Genomic DNA, 16,126 nt, shown 5'->3' on the forward strand with positions numbered 1-16,126 from the left:
GGCTTCAAACATCGCACGGGCTCAGTGCGGCGGTGATCGCGTTGCGAAGCTTATGGCTCGACACGGGCTTGAACAGGATCGCGCAGGGGTGATCGGTACGCATCCGGGCCACGCTGTCTGGCTCTTGCGAACCGGTGATGAAAATGACCTTCGAGCCGATCTCTTCGTGGATGACCATGGCCGCATCGACACCGTCCTTGGTGCCGTCCAGGCGGAGGTCCATCAGCACGACCATCGGCCGATGTTGGCGCGCGAGTGCGACCGCTTCGTCCGCCGTCGCCGCCGAACCGCACACAGTCAAACCCATTTCCTCGACCTGATCGATGAGGCCCATGACGATGATGAACTCGTCATCCACCACCAGAACCTGGCGCTGCAGCGCGCTCATTCTATTGCGGCGATATGGATGGCGACTCGCGTGCCGTGTTCGGAATGCATTGTCATCGTCGCCCTGAGCTGCCGTACGAGCGCCGTGATGATCTTGGTTCCAAGACCGCCAGCGGAAGACCCAAGCGCGTTGGTGTAGCCTATCCCCGTGTCCGACACCACCAAGGCAAAGGATCCATCGGCGTTTTGAGACAGTTGGACGTCGATGTGACCTTGCCCACCGGGAAAAGCGTGCTTCAGCGCATTGGTCACGAGTTCCGTAACCAGAAGCGCCAATGGGATCGCGAAGTCGAGGCCAACGTCAAGCGTGTCGGCATGAACGCTGATGCCTACGTCATTTGAGGCGCTTCCATCCAAGATATTGTCGGCAAGTTCCCGGAGGAACGGTGCGATATCGAAGGTCGTCAGATTGCCGGATTGCATCAACTGGTGATGGACCAGACCCAAGGCGTGAACGCGTTTACGAAGGCTGGTCAAAGCGTTCTTGGCCACCGGGTCGGTTAGAGCGGCCTTTTGCAACACCAGGAAACTGTCGACCATCTGCATGTTGTTCTTCACCCGGTGATAGACTTCCTGGAGTAGCAGGTCGCGTTGTACCAACGCCGCGCTGAGGCGCCCGTTGGCCACCGTCAAAGCCTCGGTCTGGCTTTCCAGTTGAGCGTTGAGCCGACCGAGCTCGGCCTCACTCGCTTTTTGCGCGCCGATGTCGACGGATAGTCCGATGATGCCGGTGACGGTGCCGTCGGCGTCTCGCAATGGCGCCTTGGTCGAGAGCCAGGTCACGGCCGCGCCATTCGGAAGGCTCACTTGCTCCTCGATCTGTTCGGTCGTGCCGGTTTCCATCACTCGACGATCGTTCGCCATAACGGCGTTGGCTTGTGCCGGATCGTCCAGGAACTCGGCATCAGTCTTGCCGAGGAAGTCGTTCTTTGCCTTGCCGATCAGCGCGGCGGTGCCGTCATTCGCGAACACCATGCGGCCTTCGCGGTCCTTGGCAAAGATCACCCCCGGAATCGCGTCGGTGAAACCGCGTAGCAGATCGTTCGTGTGCGCCAGCGCCTGTTGCGCTTCGATTTCGTCCCGAACATCCCGAAGCGTAATGAATCCCAGCAGTAAGGTGCCGTCGGCTGCGTAGATCGGCGCACCATTATAAACCGCGTCGAACGATCGACCCGTATCCGCCCGCTCGGCGTGGAAATACTGGTTCCGGACACGCTCGCCTCGAAGGACGCGTAGCAGCGGCCATTCCTCGAAGGGCAGGAGCTCCCCTTCACGGGTCCAGCCACGCCACTGGACAGGCAATTCGTCACGATGAAATAGCCCATCCGCTTCGTGCTCGATCCCGTGAATCCGTGCGGACGCGGGATTGTGGAAGGTCACGGCGCCGTGCTGGTCGAAGATCATCAGCCCCTCGGACATGTGCTCGACAACCGCGCCGAACTTCTGTTCGCTGTCGCGCAAAGCCTCCTCGGTGCGATCCACCTTGACCGCGAGCGCCGCGCGCGCGGCGTCCAGCGCGAGCATGGTTTCGCGATGTGCCCGGATTTCGATCCGCATCGCTTCGGCCGACGGAAGCGCGAGCGCTTGCGGCACAAGCTTCGTCAAGCCGATCGCCGTCGCAACCGAAACTACCGCCGTAATCGCCTTCAGCCACCCTTCGATGATGTAGATCGGCACCCAGAGAACATAGATGCTGACGACATGCGTCAGGCCGCAAAAGGCGATGAAGGCAGCGAAGAGTAGCGCCATGCGCTGATGCCTGGGCTCGAGATCGTTCCGCCCCTGGACGAATCGCAAGATTGCAAAGGGGATCGTGAAATACGCCAGGGCGATCAACGCGTCCGATACGACGTGGAGAGCCATTAACTCCGGCTGCCACAGGAAACACATTCCGTGCGGCATGAAAAGCTCATATTGCGAGCGCCAATTCATCGCGGTGCTTCGGGTAAATGGGACATGCACATCATCCTGTAAGCGGTAGCTTTTCTGAAATCTCTCAGTCGCCGCAGGCGTGGTCAAGTCATTCAGAATATTAGACCGAAACATAGATTAAGAGCGTGTGCGAAGGGGTAGTCGCGGACCGAAAACTTCAGTTCTGTTTTTTGCGGGACGTGTCCCACCCGGCAGTTCCAACGCGCTGCTATCTTCGGAACGGGATCATTTGCGCGCGGGATCGCAAACCGTTTCCTATCGGCGAAATTGCAGGAGCGTGGCATCGGTGGTTTTGGCGCGCCCGGAGGGAGTCGAACCCCCGACCGAGGAGGTAGAAGCTCCTTGCTCTATCCAACTGAGCTACGGGCGCGCGCCGGGCAGGGCTGTAGCGCGGATTGCGTGACAACGAAACGGTCTTCATACCGGAGCGCTCGGAAGGAACGGGGGGCGCATGAACGGACCGCAGGGGATAGCTGCACGCGACCTGGGTGGCCGCGCGTTCCGATATTACGATTTCATCATGGTTGCGTTCGTCGTGATCCTGTTGCTGTCCAATGTGGTCGGGGCGGGCAAGCGCTCGGTGATCGAGCTTCCGGGGATCGGGCCGTGGCCGTTCGGGGCGGGCATCTTGTTCTTCCCGGTCAGTTACGTGATCGGCGACGTGCTGACCGAGGTCTATGGCTACGCCCGCGCGCGGCGCTGCGTCTGGGCGGGCTTCGGGGCACTCGTGTTTCTCGCGGTGATGGAACAGGTCGTCGTCGCGCTGCCGCCCGCGGCGGGGTGGAGCGGACAGGCGGCATATGAATATGTGTTCGGAAGGTCGGTCCTGATCGACCCCGCCGCCGCGACCGGGTTGCGGATCATCGTCGCGTCCGTCGCCGCGTTCTGGGTGGGGGAACTCGCCAACAGTTTCGTGCTCGCCAAGCTCAAGATCCTGACCGAAGGGCGGATGCTGTGGACCCGCACGATCGGCAGCACGATCGTCGCGCAAGGGTTCGACAGCCTCATTTTTTACCCGCTGGCGTTCCTGGGCGCGCCCGACTGGCCGATCGAAGCGATGATGCTGGTGATGCTCAGCCAGTTCGTGCTCAAGGTCGGTTGGGAAGTGCTGCTGACCCCCGTTACCTATCTGGTGGTTGGGTCCCTCAAGCGCCGCGAGGGCATCGACGTCTATGATCGCGGAACGGACTTTTCGCCCTTCAAAGCGAGCGTCTAAAAATCGGTATGCTCGCGATGTGGATCAAGCGCCTTGCGCAGCGCTAGCCGTGCGGGGATTTCGGGCTTACGGTAGGTGCGGAAGGAGAGTCCGATGACGATCTCATATGACAAGCAAAAGAAGCTGCATTTCGATCTCACCAACGTCGGGTTGCGGGCACAGGCGACCGCGGTTGGGTTGGTCCAGCTCTGTCACGAGCTGAAGCGTGCAAACGTGCTCGATGATACAGCGCTCGACCGGATCAAGGATGCGATTGCCGACGAGGTGTCGGTAACCGCCCCGCGTTCTCTCGCGGCCAAGGGCTATCGTGGCGAAATCCGCGGGCGGCTCGATCGGCTGTTCGACGGGGAACAGCATGTCGGCCCCGCGGATGCGCTCGCGATCGGGAGGCCGCTGGACTAGATCGGGGCGGGCTCAGGCCCGAACCGTCTCCAGCAAGCCTTCGAACATCCGTCGTCCATCATTGCCCCCGTGCGCCGCGCCGTCGATGCGGCGTTCGGGGTGGGGCATCAGGCCGAGGACGTTGCCCGCCGCATTCAGCACGCCGGCGATGTTGCGCGACGAGCCGTTCACGGGCTCGGCATAGCGGAACGCGACGCGGCCTTCGCCCTCGAGCCGGTCCAGCGTTTCGGCGTCCGCCGAATAGTTGCCGTCGTGATGCGCCACCGGAATGACGATCTTCTCCTGCGCGGCGTAGCGGCTGGTGAACGCGGTTTGCGCATTTTCCACCGTTAGCGATACTTCACGGCAGACGAAATCGAGACCGGCATTGCGCATCAGCGCGCCCGGCAGCAGCCCGGCTTCGGTCAGAACCTGGAAGCCGTTGCACACGCCGAGCACCGCCACGCCTCGCCCTGCGGCGTCGGTCACGGCCTTCATAATTGGCGAACGGGCACCGATCGCGCCCGAGCGCAGATAGTCGCCATAGGAAAAGCCGCCGGGGAGGGCGATCAGATCGATCCCGTCGGGAAGCGCGGTGTCGCCGTGCCACACCATCGTCGGTGCGGTCCCGCTCACCTCCCGCAAGGCAACCGCGACGTCGCGGTCGCAGTTCGATCCCGGAAAGACGATGACCGCGGTCTTCATGCGCGTTCCACCCGGAAATTCTCGATCACGGTGTTGGCGAGCAGCTTGCGGCACATCTCGTCGACCTGCGCGTCCTGCATGTCGTCGGCAACGTCGAGTTCGATCAGCTTGCCCGCGCGGACATCGTTGACACCGGCGAAACCGAGGCCGTCCAGCGCCTTGTGAATTGCGCGACCCTGCGGATCGAGCACGCCGGGCTTCAGCGTGACGAAGATGCGGAGCTTCATAGATATGTCCTGCTGCGACGGTAGGGAATGCGGGTCGCTATGCTCGCGCACGGCGCGGGTCGCAAGGGGGTGATGGCATTCGCGGGTGCCGCTTCCCCGTTGTTGCAAATGCCGCACTCCCCCGGCGCAGGTCTGCGCCGGGGGAGTGGATCGCGGAAGCCCGCGTTTACTTGCCCTTGTTGAGGCGGTGTTGTTCCATGTCGAGGACCGCGCCGTCGGCGTCCTCCGGCAGCAAGCCAAGGCGGCGGGCGACTTCCTGATACGCCTCGACTTCGCCGCCGAGGTCGCGACGGAAGCGATCCTTGTCGAGCTTCTCGTTGGTGGTCATGTCCCACAGACGGCAACCGTCGGGGCTGATCTCGTCCGCCAAGATCACGCGCGGGTAATCATTGTCCCATACGCGCCCGAATTCGAGCTTGAAGTCGACCAGGCGGATCCCGATCCCGGCGAACAGGCCGCACAGGAAATCGTTCACGCGAATCGCCAGATCGGCGATGTCGGCCATTTCTTCCTGTCCGGCCCAGCCGAACGCGGCGATATGCTCGTCGGTGATCATCGGATCGCCGAGCGCATCGTCCTTATAGTAATATTCGATGATCGTGCGCGGCAGCTGCGTGCCTTCCTCGATCCCGAGGCGAGTCGAGATCGACCCTGCCGCGACATTGCGGACGACGACTTCGATCGGAATGATCTCAACCTGGCGAATCAGCTGCTCACGCATGTTGAGCCGGCGGATGAAGTGCGTCGGCACGCCGATCGCGCCGAGCAGGGTGAAGATGTGCTCGGAAATCCGGTTGTTGAGCACGCCCTTGCCGCTGATCGTGCCCTTCTTCTGGGCGTTGAAAGCGGTCGCGTCGTCCTTGAAATACTGGATCAGCGTCCCAGGCTCAGGACCCTCGTACAGGATCTTGGCCTTGCCTTCGTAGATCTGGCGGCGGCGTGCCATATGTGCGCTAACCCTCGGAAATGAGCGGCCCCGGCAACGCGGATCACGCGGGCCGGGGCGGGAAGCCCAATGCTATACCGAATCGATGCCGGGGGTGCAATCAATCGCTTGGCAATCGCTTGGCCTTTACGCTGGAGGGCGTCAGGTTACTGCGTTTCGGTTCCTGAATGCTGGGTCATGGTGGGTGTCGTTCGCGAGAATGTCGCCAAGGATCTCGCCCGCCCGAACCACGTCTTCGTACCCGAGATACAGCGGGGTAAGCCCGAACCGAAGGATGTCCGGATCGCGAAAATCGCCGATCACGCCGTGCGCGATCAGCGCCTGACAGAGCGCGTAGGCGTCCGGGTGGCGGAACGAGATATGGCTTCCGCGTTGCGCCGGGTCGGCGGGGCTCACGCAAACGAGCCCCAGCTTCCTGCCGATCGCGGCCATGACGTCGAACAATGCGGCACTCTTCTGCGCGACATGCTGCTGATCGACGTCCTGCCAGACGTCGAGGCCCGCTTCCAGCGCAGCAAGCCCGAGCATCGGTGGAGTCCCCGCCAGCCAGCGCATCATGCCGGGGGCAGGGGCGTAGGCATCCGCGAACCCGAAGGGCGCGGCGTGGCCCATCCACCCGGACAAGGGGCTGGCCAGTTGCTCCTGCAAACGCTTCGACACGTACAGGAAGGCCGGCGCGCCAGGGCCGCCGTTGAGATATTTGTAACCGCATCCGACCGCGAGATCGGCACCGGCGGCGTTGAGGTCGACCGGTATCGCGCCAACACTATGGCTTAAGTCCCAAAGGCTTAGCGCGCCTGCTTCCCGAGCTATCGAGGACCATTGAGACATATCGAAACACTCGGATGTCTTGTAATGGACATGGGTCAGCATCAGCACCGCGGTATCGGCGTCGACCGCCTGCCGGAGGGACTCGCGCGGGACTGCCTTGAGCCGTGCGCCGGGAACGCAGCCGACGGCGCCTTCCGCGATATGGAGATCGGTTGGGAAGTTCCCCGTCTCACTGAGAATCGTCGTGCGCGGTGCGGCATGGCGCAGCGCGCCGACCAGCAGCTTGAACAGATTGACCGAGGTCGAATCGGCGACGATCACTTCGTCCTCGGCGGCACCGATCAACCGCGCGATCTTACCACCGACTCGACGGGGCGCTTCGATCCAGCCTTCGTTCCAGCTGCGGATGAGCCGCTCGCCCCATTGCCGTTCGGCGATGTCCGCGAGCGCCGCCGGTGTCGCGCGCGGAAGCGGGCCGAGCGAATTGCCGTCGAGGTAGATGACGCCGTCCGGCAAGACGAACGCGTCGCGATAGACGCGGAGTGGATCGGCGGCGTCGCGTGCGCGGGCTTCCTGCGGGGTCACTTGGCCAACGCCGCGCGAATCAGGCGCTTCGCTTCCGCCCACGCCGGGGTTTCGGGAGCAATCAGTTCGACATGGCCGGTGTGGTCGACCACGTGCAGGTCGGCCCGGTCGCCCTTGGCGCGGGCGGCCGCCACATAATCCGTACCCATCCGAAGCGGTATGATCTTGTCCTCCCGTCCATTGACGAGATCCTGTGGCACGCCGATCGGCAACAGCCGCGGGACGGATGTGTCGGCATAGACATCGGGCCGCACGCCCGGTGCGCCGACGAGTTTGGCGACGACCTCGACGCCGCAGCCGTTGTCCGGACTGCCGGCCGTCGCTTCCAGATCTGGGAGGCCGCCGAGGCTGATGGCGTGGGCGATCTTGAGCGGGTGTCGTTGGTACAGTGCACTGCTCTTCGGAATCCTGCCGCGTGCCGCCAGCCAGAGCGCGAGATGCCCGCCAGCGGAGTGGCCTATGGCGACCACCCGCCTGGTATCAAGGTGGTAGGTGTGTGCCGAGCTGCGCAGCGCGTCCGCAGCGGCGGCGGTGTCTGCGAAGGTCCCGGGATAGCCGCCGCCCGGTCGATCGACGCCCCGATAGTCGATGTTCCACACCGCCATTCCATCGCGGCGCAGATCGTCCGCGATCCAGTTCATCAGGGTGCGATCCGCGATGCTCGTCGTCCAGCAGCCGCCGTGGACCATTACGACGGTCGGGAACGGTCCTTTGCCCTTTGGCACCCAGACGTCGACCTTCTGGTACGGGTCGGTGCCATAGTCGACCGTGGCATCGGGCGCAGGCTTGGTGCGGCCGACCAGATCGGGCCAGGTCAGCAGCGGTTTGGGGGCATCCTGCGCCGGGAGCGCGGTGGCGGTGAGCAGCGTGGCAGCGGCAAGGGCGAATCTTAGCATCGCTCCTTCGATACGATGGCATCGGGCGCTTGTCGAAGGGGCTGCGTCGCGGTGGACGCGGGGCGCCCCGGCCTGCTAACCGGAACAGATGGCGACCGACATCATCGACCCCAACGATCCCTTCAACGCGATCGCCGACGCGCCGTTCGATAGCGCGCTGTCGGATCGCTATCTCGTCTATGCGCTGTCGACGATCACCGCGCGCTCGCTCCCCGATCTGCGCGATGGGATGAAGCCGGTGCATCGCCGCCTGTTGTGGGCGATGCGTGCGCTGCGGATGGACCCGAGCAGCGCGTTCAAGAAATCCGCGCGTGTCGTCGGCGAAGTGATCGGTAAGTATCACCCACATGGCGATCAGTCGGTCTATGACGCAATGGTCCGGCTCGCACAGGATTTCTCGGTGCGCTATCCGCTGGTCGAGGGGCAGGGGAACTTCGGCAATATCGACGGCGATAACGCTGCCGCCTTCCGCTATACCGAGGCCCGGCTGACACAGGTCGCGATCGACCTGATGGACGGGCTCGACGAAGACGCGGTCGCCTTCAAACCCACGTATAATAACGAGGAACAGGAGCCCGAGCTGTTCCCCGGTGCCTTCCCCAACCTGCTCGCCAATGGCGCGGCGGGGATCGCGGTCGGCATGGCGACCAACATCCCGCCGCACAATGTCGCCGAACTGTATGACGCCGCAATCGCGCTGATCGATCGGTCGGGGGATCTTGCCGGGTTCAACATCCTCGATCACGTCCGGGGGCCGGACTTCCCGACCGGTGGGCTGGTGGTCGACTCGCCCGCCGCGATTGCCGAAAGCTATGCAACCGGGCGTGGTGGGTTCCGGGTGCGCGCGCGGTGGAACGTCGAGGATCTCGGGCGCGGCACGTGGACCGCGATCGTCACCGAAATTCCGTATGGCGTGCAGAAGGGCAAGCTGATCGAGCAGCTCGCCGCGATCGTCAACGACAAGAAGCTGCCGATCATGGCGGATGTCCGCGACGAATCGGACGCGGTGATTCGCATCGTGATCGAGCCGCGCAGCCGCACGGTCGATCCGGTCGTGCTGATGGAGAGCCTGTTCAAGCTGTCCGACCTCGAGAGCCGTTTCAGCCTCAACCTTAACGTGCTCGATGCGAGCCGGACGCCGCGCGTGATGAGCCTGGCGGAGGCGCTCAACGAGTGGGTCCAGCACCAGTTCATCGTGCTGCGGCGGCGCGCCGAGCATCGGCTGCGCAAGATCGCGGACCGGATCGAGCTGCTCGACGGCTATATCGTCGCGTATCTCAACCTCGACCGCGTGATCGAGATCATCCGCACCGAGGACGAGCCCAAGCCGGTGATGATCGCCGAGTTCGAATTGAACGACCGTCAGGCCGAGGCGATCCTCAACATGCGACTGCGCAGCTTGCGGCGGCTCGAGGAAATGGAGTTGCGCAAGGAACGCGACTTGCTGGATCGCGAGCGCAGCGGGCTGGAGGGCTTGCTCGCCAGCGAGGCGAAGCAGCGGACGCGGTTGAAGCGCGATTTTGGCAAGCTGCGCGACCGCTATGGTCCCGAGACGACGCTCGGGCGGCGGCGGACGACGATCGAGCAGGCGGCGCCGTTGCGCGACATTCCGCTCGACGCGATGATCGAGCGCGAGCCGATCACGGTGATCCTGTCACAACGCGGATGGATCCGCGCGATGAAGGGGCATGTCGATGCCGCCGGGGTCGCAGCGGTCAAGTTCAAGGACGGCGATGCGCCGCTGTTCGATTTTCACGCGCAGACAACCGACAAGGTCCTCGTCGCGGCGGAGAACGGGCGCTTCTTCACCTTGCCGGCGGACAAGCTGCCCGGCGGGCGCGGGTTCGGCGAACCGCTCAGGCTGATGATCGACCTCGACGGCAACATCGGGATCGTCGGAGTGTTCCGGGCGAGTCTGGCCGATCGATGGATCGTCGCGGCGACGGACGGTCGCGGGTTCATCGTGCGCACTGCCGACACGTTGGCCGAAACGCGCAAGGGGAAGACCGTGGTGACGCCGCGGTTTGGCGCAAAACTCAAGATCGTGCGGCCGATTTCGGTCGAGGATGATTATGTCGGCGCGATCGGGGACAATCGGCGTCTGCTCGTCTTCCCGCTGGCGGAACTGCCCGAGTTGACGCGCGGGCAGGGGGTGCAGTTGATGCGCTTCCGCGACGGTGGTCTGTCCGATGCGATCACATTCGTCTTCGCGAACGGGCTGAGCTGGCCAATGGGCGGCGACAGCGGTCGTGTTCGGACCGAGACCGATCTCGGCGCTTGGCGGGCGGCGCGGGGTGCTGCCGGGCGGATGCCGCCGAATGGGTTCCCGCGGGACAACCGATTCGGCTGACCGGGCGCTTCTGGAAAGCGCAGCCCAGCCGGGGGTGGAGATGGTCTGCGCGCATGAATCCGCCAGCTAAGACCTATACAAAGCCGGCTGAAATTGGCCTTCGCAGCAGCTTATTAACTATTCGACCCTAGCACCGCAGCCATGGCGCTCAGGACTCATCCTGTCTTGGTAGAAGATCCCGTGGTCGGTGCGCTGATCGCGATGGATAACAATGCCTTGTCGGTCATGCTCGTATCGCGTGCGATCGACTTGCTGCCGATTCCGGCAGCGCTGGTCACGCTCGCGTCGGGCGGGGTGCGGGTCGAAGCGTCCAATACGGCGTTCAACCTCGCGGGGCTTGGCCCGGTCGACCGGCGCCCCTCCCTCATCGTTCAGATCGAGGCGCAAATCGAAACCTTTATCCGCAGCGATGCCTTGCGGACGGAATTTCGAATCGATTTCGGCGACGTAGTCGATGGTCGGCACTATCAGGCGACGCTGGCGCGGTTGATCCGCAACCCTGAACAACGCTGCATCCTGACGCTGGTCGATCAGACCGCCGAGTTGCGCACCGAACATAATTTGCGCCGCGAGATGCTGACCGACAGCCTGACCGGCCTACCTAATCGCGCTGGGTTCAGCGACCGGCTCGAAACGCTGATCGAAAACCCGCTGACGCGTGATCGCTACGCGGTGCTGGTGATCGATCTCGACCGGTTCAGCCGAGTCAATGCGTGCCTCGGATCGATGGCGGGGGACGAACTGCTCATCACCGTGGCGCGGCGCCTGAAGGGGGCCCTTCGCGCGCAGGATGTGCTCGCGCGCACCGGGGGCGATGAATTCGCGATTCTCTTGACCCTCGAGGATGGCGCGATCGATGCGGAGCATGTCTCCAAACGTATTTTTGGCGCGCTTTCGACGCCGTTTCGCTTGTCCGATTTCGAAATCCGCGTGGCCTGTTCGATAGGCATTGCGTTCGGCGCGGCAGAGATCGACGATGCCGAGGAACTGATCCGCCACGCGCAGTTCGCAGTGAAGCGGTCGAAAGTGACCGGCAAGTCGGAGGCATACCAGACCCAGGCGTTCGACATCGCGCGCGAACAATTCGGGATTGAAACCGCGCTTCGCCGGGCGATCGAGCGCGGGCAATTGCGGTTGTGCTATCAGCCGATCATCGATCTCGCGACGGGCAAGCTCGTCGCGTTCGAAGCGCTCGCGCGGTGGCGCGACGAGGTCGGCACCGAATATTCGCCGAACGATTTCATCCCCGTTGCAGAAGAATCCGGGCTGATTGTTCCGCTTGGTCGCTGGGCAATTCAGGAGGCGGCGGCGACATTGGCCGGTTGGGACGCGCGGCTTGGCGGGGATTGCGGCATCAAGCTCGCGGTCAATTTGTCGGCGATCCAGTTGCAGCGGGATTCGATCGCGGCGGTCGTGCAGGCCGCGCTGGATTGCAACGGCCTGAGCGGACAGCGCTTCACGCTCGAGCTCACCGAAAGCGCGCTGGTCACCGATCCCGATCGCATTGCCGGAATCATGCAGGCGCTAAAGGCACTTGGCACGACGATCGCGATGGATGATTTCGGGACAGGCTATTCGAACCTCGCCTACCTCCAAAAACTTCCGATCGACGTGCTCAAGATCGATCGCAGCTTTGTGACCGGAATGCTCGCCGACCGTGACAAGATCGCGATCGTCCGTGCGATCCTGAGCCTCGCGCAGGCGCTTGGGATGAAGACCACCGCCGAGGGCGTCGAGACGATCGAATTGTCACAGACACTCGCGGCTTTGGGCTGCACCTTCGGGCAGGGCTATTATTATGCTCGCCCGTTGGAAGCGGAGGCGGCCTATACGATGCTGCTTGAGCGCCGCCACTGATCGACCGCCTCGTCGGCGAGTTGCGCGGTGCGCTCGGCGTCCGGGAAACCCTCCGCGATCCACGCATTTTCGACTTCGCGGAGCATCCGCGCAACGTCCGGCCCCTTGCCGACGCCGCGCTGGACCAGCGCGCCGCCGGTCAGCGGGAAGGCGGGGATCGCGAACGCCGCGATTGCTCGTGCGCCGTCCACCGCTGGCGTTCCAGAGGTCGTCAACAACCAGCGATCGAGTGCACCATCGCGACCTAGGCGATATGTCAGTTCCGGCGGCGTGCCTCCAGGCGCACCCAGCGCAGAGACGATCCGCTTGCGCTGTGCATTCGACAGTTTCAGGCGATTGGCGATCGCCTCGCCAAGTGCAGTGTCCCGCGGGAGGAGCGCGGCAAGCCGTCGCAAAGGGTCGGGCTTCAGGTCCGCAGCGGCTTCATAGCCCGCGACCTCGGCCAATTTGGCGACGCCCGCGATCGAGATTTCCGGCAACACCGGCAGCAGGATGTCGTGCGCGATCATCAGTTCGAGCGTGGCCACCGCGCCTTGCGCGACGAGCAGCTTGAGCAGCTCGGCCGCGATTCTTTCCCGCGACAAGGCCATCAGGTCATTCGCGCGCGCCGTGCAGGCCGCGAGCGCCGCCGCATCCGGTAGGCTGCCGAACCGCGCGTGAAAGCGGAAGAATCGCAGAATGCGCAGATGATCTTCCGCAATCCGCTGCAAGGGATCGCCGATAAAACGGACACGCCCCGCGGCGAGATCGTCGATCCCGCCGAAATAATCGAAGATTTCGCCGCTGGCGGGGTCGGCATAGAGCGCATTGATCGTGAAATCGCGGCGTGCGGCATCCTCGCGCCAGTCGTCGGTGAAGGCGACGACGGCATGGCGCCCATCGGTCGCCAGGTCGCGCCGCAGGGTCGTGACCTCGACCGGCCCATCCGACAGGACCGCGGTGATCGTGCCGTGTGCCAAGCCGGTGGGAACCGCCTTGACGCGGGCGCGCTGAAGCGCCGCTAAAACGTCTTCTGGCGCCTGACGAGTCGCAAGGTCGATGTCGGACACCGGGCAGCCGAGCAACGTGTCGCGCACCGCACCCCCGACGACGCGCGTATCGCCCCCGTCCGCGCCGAGGACCCGGCACAACGCCTGCAATTCTTCGCGGTCACGCCAGCCTGCCGCGGGAAGAGTCACCCGTTCCATCGCAACCGCCGCGACAGGTTGACGATCATTGCCGCGGTCGCGCCCCAGATACGGTGCTCCCCCCACAGGATCTCGTAATAATGGCGATTGCGCCCCTGCCATTCGACACTCGTTTCGATGTGGTTGCCCGAATCGAGCAGGAAATCGAGCGGCACTTCGAAGACGGCCGCGACTTCCGCTGGATTGGGTGTCAGCACCAGGTCCGGCGGGACGACGCCGATCACCGGGGTCACTTCGAATCCGGTGATGGTGCGATAGCGATCTGCCTCGCCGACGATCCTAACGGCGGCGCGGGGGAGCGCGATTTCCTCCTCCGCCTCGCGCAGCGCTGCGGCGACCGGGTCGGCATCACCGGGGTCGATCCGGCCACCAGGGAAGGCGACCTGTCCCGCATGGCGTGTCATCGTATCGGTACGCCGAGTGAGGATGACCCCGGGCGCCGCGCGGTCGGTCACCGGCACCAGCACCGCCGCCTGTGTCAGCACGGAGGGAAGCAGATCGTGATCGACATGGTCGCCGGTGAGCAGCACGGCATCGACCGAAGACCCAGCGGTCAGCGCGTGACGGAGTCGTTCGACCAGCGTCATTCGACTGGCTCGATCGAGAAGAACGTCCCGGCGCTCCAAACCCCCGGCGGCGTGTCGCCCCCGTCGATCGCGCGTTGTGCCAGATCGTAATAGACGGCGCGCGCGATTACTGCGTCCAGGCCACCGCGGACCCGCAGATACGGGCGTGGGCCGTCCTCGCCAGGTTCGAACCGCAAGGGATGGTCGGCATCCGCCGTCACGATGTCGCCCGTGTTGAGCCGAAACGCGAGCACTGCATCACGACCGTCGCGTTCCACCTTCATCTCGACCGCAACGAACGGCGCGTCCTCCACGACGATGTCGAGCTTTTCAACCGGCGTCACAAGGACATAGCCGCCATCCGGTTCGCGTCGGAGGATCGTCGAGAACAAGCGCACCATTGCCGGGCGACCGATCGGGGACCCCTGGTGAAACCAAGTGCCGTCCCGCGCGATGCGCATTTCGCTGTCGCCGCAATGAGTCGGGTTCCAACGCTCGACTGGGGGCAGTTTATGGTCTTCGGCCAGCCGGGCGATGTCGGCGAGCGATAAGGACGAAAGATCGGGGATCGGCTCCATGGGCATGCCGACGGCGGTAGGACAGCGGGATGCGGGCGTAAAGCGGTGGCTGCGCGAAGTGCCTCGAACGCCGGTCAAGCCAGCGCATGGATCCGGGGGCAAAGCATTCCGGCGCGGGCAGGAACCCCCGCGCCCCGCGCCAGCAAGCGGTGCGGCTCGACCGGGCCCGGGACACGCCACTGGGCCGTGCGGCTGGCATCGAAACCGAAGAAGCGTCCATAATATTCCGGATCGCCGATCAACGTAAGCGCATCGCCAAGCCCTTCCTGCGCTGCTGCGTCCAGCGCCCGGTTGGTCAGCATTCGCCCGATCCCGCCGTGTTGATGCGCCGGGTCGACCGCGACCGGTCCAATCTGCACCATCGCCACATCGTTTCCGGCATCACAGGCGAAGCGAACGGGCCAACACTGAATCGTCCCCAGCAGGGATTCTTGTGACAGCGCAGCGAAACTCAGTGCCGGGAGGACGGGCATCCCTTTCCGGATCCGGTATGCCGTCCTGTCGTGGCGCTCGACACCAAAGGCCTGATCGAGCAGGCGCTCGACGCGCTCGGACGCGATGTCGGCAATCGGGACGATAGTGATCGGGCTATCGATCTTTGCGGCGACCACAGGCGAGTCCTCACCGCGTCCGGTCCCGGATGAACCGACGGGGCGGGGCGCTTTAGCCGTCATGGCGTCGAACGCAAGAAAGAAGCGGTCCTGGTCATGTGGCTATTAAATCCCGTTGGCGTGCCGCGGCGGCGGCGTCAGGACGGTTCCCCTGACGCGCCGATCTGCTATGGCGCGCGCGCGTCCCTTTTATGACGTGACCGAAGTGAAGGGCTTTCCTTGGACGACCGACTGACGCTCAACGTGCACGACCTTGAAGTGCAGGTGCTGACCGGAATCTATTCCGAGGAGACGCATTTGCCGCAACCGCTGCGCATCTCGCTGACGGTCGACCTGATGATGGCGGAGCGCTATACGCCCGATACGCCGCTGAGTGCCTCGAAGAATTACCTCGATTTGAAGCATGCGGCGACCACCGCTCTGCCGGAAGGCGTGCACTTTACGCTGATCGAAGCGGTGGCCGACCACATTTGCGAAACGCTGTTCCTGCAGGACCGGCGCGTGACGCGGGTCGAAGTGACCATCGTCAAGCTCGCGATTGCAGAGGCGGGGGAATCGATCGGGATCACGTTGACGCGGCACCGCCGGTGACCGCGTGCTGCTGAACGAGGCGGTGGGTGCCGCGCTTCCGGCAACGACTGCGCTCGTCGTGGCAGACGCGGATGCTGTCTTGGTAGATGTGCTGGCGCGGCTTCGGGGGGCGGCCGCGGACGAGGCGATCGTCGTGCTGATCCAGCCCGACTTCGCGGCAATCGACCGGGCGATGCTGATCGCGGCACTTGGGCCACTCGCGCTCGAGCTTGCGCCCAGACGGATCAACGCCATTTCGCTGGCGGATGGCGCTGCGAGCGAACGCGTTGTGGCTGCCGCCCGCTATTTAGCATTTGCGCGTTCTACCACCGGGCAGAGTCTCGTCGTCGGCTAAGCCGGC

General features: G+C 64.1%; 17 protein-coding genes and 1 tRNA gene. 6 read left to right on the forward strand and 12 right to left on the reverse strand.

The window, feature by feature from the left end:
• Window positions 1–4 precede the first annotated feature (4 nt).
• The 3 genes from QBJ92_RS08140 to QBJ92_RS08150 form a co-directional block, all read right to left on the reverse strand.
• Window positions 5–388 (reverse strand): response regulator, encoded by a 384-nt coding sequence (locus tag QBJ92_RS08140; protein WP_277969184.1) that lies wholly within the window; start codon window positions 386–388, stop codon window positions 5–7.
• Window positions 385–2,289, reverse strand: a complete 1,905-nt coding sequence (locus tag QBJ92_RS08145; RefSeq protein WP_277969185.1) for a sensor histidine kinase — start codon at window positions 2,287–2,289, stop codon at window positions 385–387. Before QBJ92_RS08145 ends, QBJ92_RS08140 begins: the two co-directional genes overlap by 4 nt.
• A gap of 323 nt (window positions 2,290–2,612) precedes the next feature.
• Window positions 2,613–2,689: transfer RNA gene (locus QBJ92_RS08150), tRNA-Arg, on the reverse strand.
• A gap of 81 nt (window positions 2,690–2,770) precedes the next feature.
• Here QBJ92_RS08150 and QBJ92_RS08155 point away from each other — a divergent pair.
• The gene (locus QBJ92_RS08155) at window positions 2,771–3,535 is read left to right on the forward strand and encodes a queuosine precursor transporter (RefSeq protein WP_277969186.1); all 765 of its coding nucleotides are present in this window, start codon (window positions 2,771–2,773) and stop codon (window positions 3,533–3,535) included.
• Window positions 3,536–3,628: 93 nt separating this feature from the next.
• On the forward strand, window positions 3,629–3,937 hold the full coding sequence (locus tag QBJ92_RS08160; protein ID WP_277969187.1) for a hypothetical protein: 309 nt from the start codon (window positions 3,629–3,631) through the stop codon (window positions 3,935–3,937).
• A 12-nt stretch (window positions 3,938–3,949) separates the two neighbouring features.
• On the opposite strand, the gene purQ is transcribed toward QBJ92_RS08160, so the two are convergent.
• From purQ to QBJ92_RS08185, 5 genes are all read right to left on the reverse strand, one after another.
• Window positions 3,950–4,621, reverse strand: a complete 672-nt coding sequence (purQ, locus tag QBJ92_RS08165; RefSeq protein WP_277969188.1) for a phosphoribosylformylglycinamidine synthase subunit PurQ — start codon at window positions 4,619–4,621, stop codon at window positions 3,950–3,952.
• On the reverse strand, window positions 4,618–4,848 hold the full coding sequence (gene purS / locus QBJ92_RS08170; RefSeq protein ID WP_277969189.1) for a phosphoribosylformylglycinamidine synthase subunit PurS: 231 nt from the start codon (window positions 4,846–4,848) through the stop codon (window positions 4,618–4,620). The genes purQ and purS overlap by 4 nt, the downstream gene beginning before the upstream one ends.
• Window positions 4,849–5,014: 166 nt before the next feature.
• Window positions 5,015–5,794 carry a phosphoribosylaminoimidazolesuccinocarboxamide synthase gene (purC, locus tag QBJ92_RS08175; RefSeq protein ID WP_277969190.1) on the reverse strand — a complete coding sequence of 260 codons (780 nt, stop codon included), beginning with the start codon at window positions 5,792–5,794 and terminating at the stop codon, window positions 5,015–5,017.
• A 141-nt stretch (window positions 5,795–5,935) separates the two neighbouring features.
• The gene (gene kynU, locus QBJ92_RS08180; protein WP_277969191.1) at window positions 5,936–7,150 is read right to left on the reverse strand and encodes a kynureninase; all 1,215 of its coding nucleotides are present in this window, start codon (window positions 7,148–7,150) and stop codon (window positions 5,936–5,938) included.
• Complete coding sequence (locus QBJ92_RS08185; protein ID WP_277969192.1) at window positions 7,147–8,046, reverse strand: alpha/beta hydrolase family protein; 900 nt, start codon at window positions 8,044–8,046, stop codon at window positions 7,147–7,149. The genes kynU and QBJ92_RS08185 overlap by 4 nt, the downstream gene beginning before the upstream one ends.
• An 88-nt stretch (window positions 8,047–8,134) precedes the next feature.
• Here QBJ92_RS08185 and parC point away from each other — a divergent pair, with 88 nt between their 5' ends.
• Together parC and QBJ92_RS08195 are read left to right on the forward strand one after the other, a co-directional pair.
• Window positions 8,135–10,396 carry a DNA topoisomerase IV subunit A gene (gene parC / locus QBJ92_RS08190; RefSeq protein WP_277969193.1) on the forward strand — a complete coding sequence of 754 codons (2,262 nt, stop codon included), beginning with the start codon at window positions 8,135–8,137 and terminating at the stop codon, window positions 10,394–10,396.
• A gap of 165 nt (window positions 10,397–10,561) precedes the next feature.
• Complete coding sequence (locus QBJ92_RS08195; protein ID WP_277969194.1) at window positions 10,562–12,253, forward strand: putative bifunctional diguanylate cyclase/phosphodiesterase; 1,692 nt, start codon at window positions 10,562–10,564, stop codon at window positions 12,251–12,253.
• Here the strand turns inward: QBJ92_RS08195 and QBJ92_RS08200 are convergent.
• The 4 genes from QBJ92_RS08200 to QBJ92_RS08215 form a co-directional block, all read right to left on the reverse strand.
• On the reverse strand, window positions 12,223–13,440 hold the full coding sequence (locus QBJ92_RS08200; protein WP_277969195.1) for a CCA tRNA nucleotidyltransferase: 1,218 nt from the start codon (window positions 13,438–13,440) through the stop codon (window positions 12,223–12,225). The genes QBJ92_RS08195 and QBJ92_RS08200 overlap by 31 nt on opposite strands.
• Window positions 13,428–14,027, reverse strand: coding sequence for a CoA pyrophosphatase (locus tag QBJ92_RS08205; RefSeq protein ID WP_277969196.1), 600 nt, complete (start codon window positions 14,025–14,027; stop codon window positions 13,428–13,430). Before QBJ92_RS08205 ends, QBJ92_RS08200 begins: the two co-directional genes overlap by 13 nt.
• Window positions 14,024–14,590, reverse strand: coding sequence for a DUF1285 domain-containing protein (locus QBJ92_RS08210; protein WP_277969197.1), 567 nt, complete (start codon window positions 14,588–14,590; stop codon window positions 14,024–14,026). Before QBJ92_RS08210 ends, QBJ92_RS08205 begins: the two co-directional genes overlap by 4 nt.
• A 68-nt stretch (window positions 14,591–14,658) precedes the next feature.
• Window positions 14,659–15,195, reverse strand: a complete 537-nt coding sequence (locus QBJ92_RS08215; protein ID WP_277969198.1) for a GNAT family N-acetyltransferase — start codon at window positions 15,193–15,195, stop codon at window positions 14,659–14,661.
• A 219-nt stretch (window positions 15,196–15,414) separates the two neighbouring features.
• On the opposite strand from QBJ92_RS08215, the gene QBJ92_RS08220 reads away from it, so the two are divergent.
• Both QBJ92_RS08220 and QBJ92_RS08225 read left to right on the forward strand, forming a co-directional pair.
• Window positions 15,415–15,786: a dihydroneopterin aldolase gene (locus tag QBJ92_RS08220; protein ID WP_277969199.1), complete on the forward strand. Its 372-nt coding sequence runs from the start codon at window positions 15,415–15,417 to the stop codon at window positions 15,784–15,786.
• A gap of 4 nt (window positions 15,787–15,790) precedes the next feature.
• Window positions 15,791–16,120 carry a Rossmann fold domain-containing protein gene (locus tag QBJ92_RS08225; protein WP_277969200.1) on the forward strand — a complete coding sequence of 110 codons (330 nt, stop codon included), beginning with the start codon at window positions 15,791–15,793 and terminating at the stop codon, window positions 16,118–16,120.
• Window positions 16,121–16,126 lie beyond the last annotated feature (6 nt).

The organism is Sphingomonas echinoides (assembly GCF_029623395.1).
GTDB lineage: Bacteria > Pseudomonadota > Alphaproteobacteria > Sphingomonadales > Sphingomonadaceae > Sphingomonas > Sphingomonas echinoides_A.

Excerpts from the sequence above, each read along its gene's own strand:
- parC (WP_277969193.1), top strand. The coding sequence starts at position 8,135 with ATGGCGACCGACATCATCGACCCCAACGATCCCTTCAACGCGATCGCC.
- QBJ92_RS08160 (WP_277969187.1), top strand. The coding sequence starts at position 3,629 with ATGACGATCTCATATGACAAGCAAAAGAAGCTGCATTTCGATCTCACC.
- QBJ92_RS08210 (WP_277969197.1), bottom strand. The coding sequence starts at position 14,590 with ATGCCCATGGAGCCGATCCCCGATCTTTCGTCCTTATCGCTCGCCGAC.
- QBJ92_RS08140 (WP_277969184.1), bottom strand. The coding sequence starts at position 388 with ATGAGCGCGCTGCAGCGCCAGGTTCTGGTGGTGGATGACGAGTTCATC.
- purQ (WP_277969188.1), bottom strand. The coding sequence starts at position 4,621 with ATGAAGACCGCGGTCATCGTCTTTCCGGGATCGAACTGCGACCGCGAC.
- QBJ92_RS08205 (WP_277969196.1), bottom strand. The coding sequence starts at position 14,027 with ATGACGCTGGTCGAACGACTCCGTCACGCGCTGACCGCTGGGTCTTCG.
- QBJ92_RS08185 (WP_277969192.1), bottom strand. The coding sequence starts at position 8,046 with ATGCTAAGATTCGCCCTTGCCGCTGCCACGCTGCTCACCGCCACCGCG.
- purS (WP_277969189.1), bottom strand. The coding sequence starts at position 4,848 with ATGAAGCTCCGCATCTTCGTCACGCTGAAGCCCGGCGTGCTCGATCCG.
- QBJ92_RS08145 (WP_277969185.1), bottom strand. The coding sequence starts at position 2,289 with ATGCCGCACGGAATGTGTTTCCTGTGGCAGCCGGAGTTAATGGCTCTC.
- purC (WP_277969190.1), bottom strand. The coding sequence starts at position 5,794 with ATGGCACGCCGCCGCCAGATCTACGAAGGCAAGGCCAAGATCCTGTAC.
- QBJ92_RS08155 (WP_277969186.1), top strand. The coding sequence starts at position 2,771 with ATGAACGGACCGCAGGGGATAGCTGCACGCGACCTGGGTGGCCGCGCG.
- QBJ92_RS08200 (WP_277969195.1), bottom strand. The coding sequence starts at position 13,440 with ATGGAACGGGTGACTCTTCCCGCGGCAGGCTGGCGTGACCGCGAAGAA.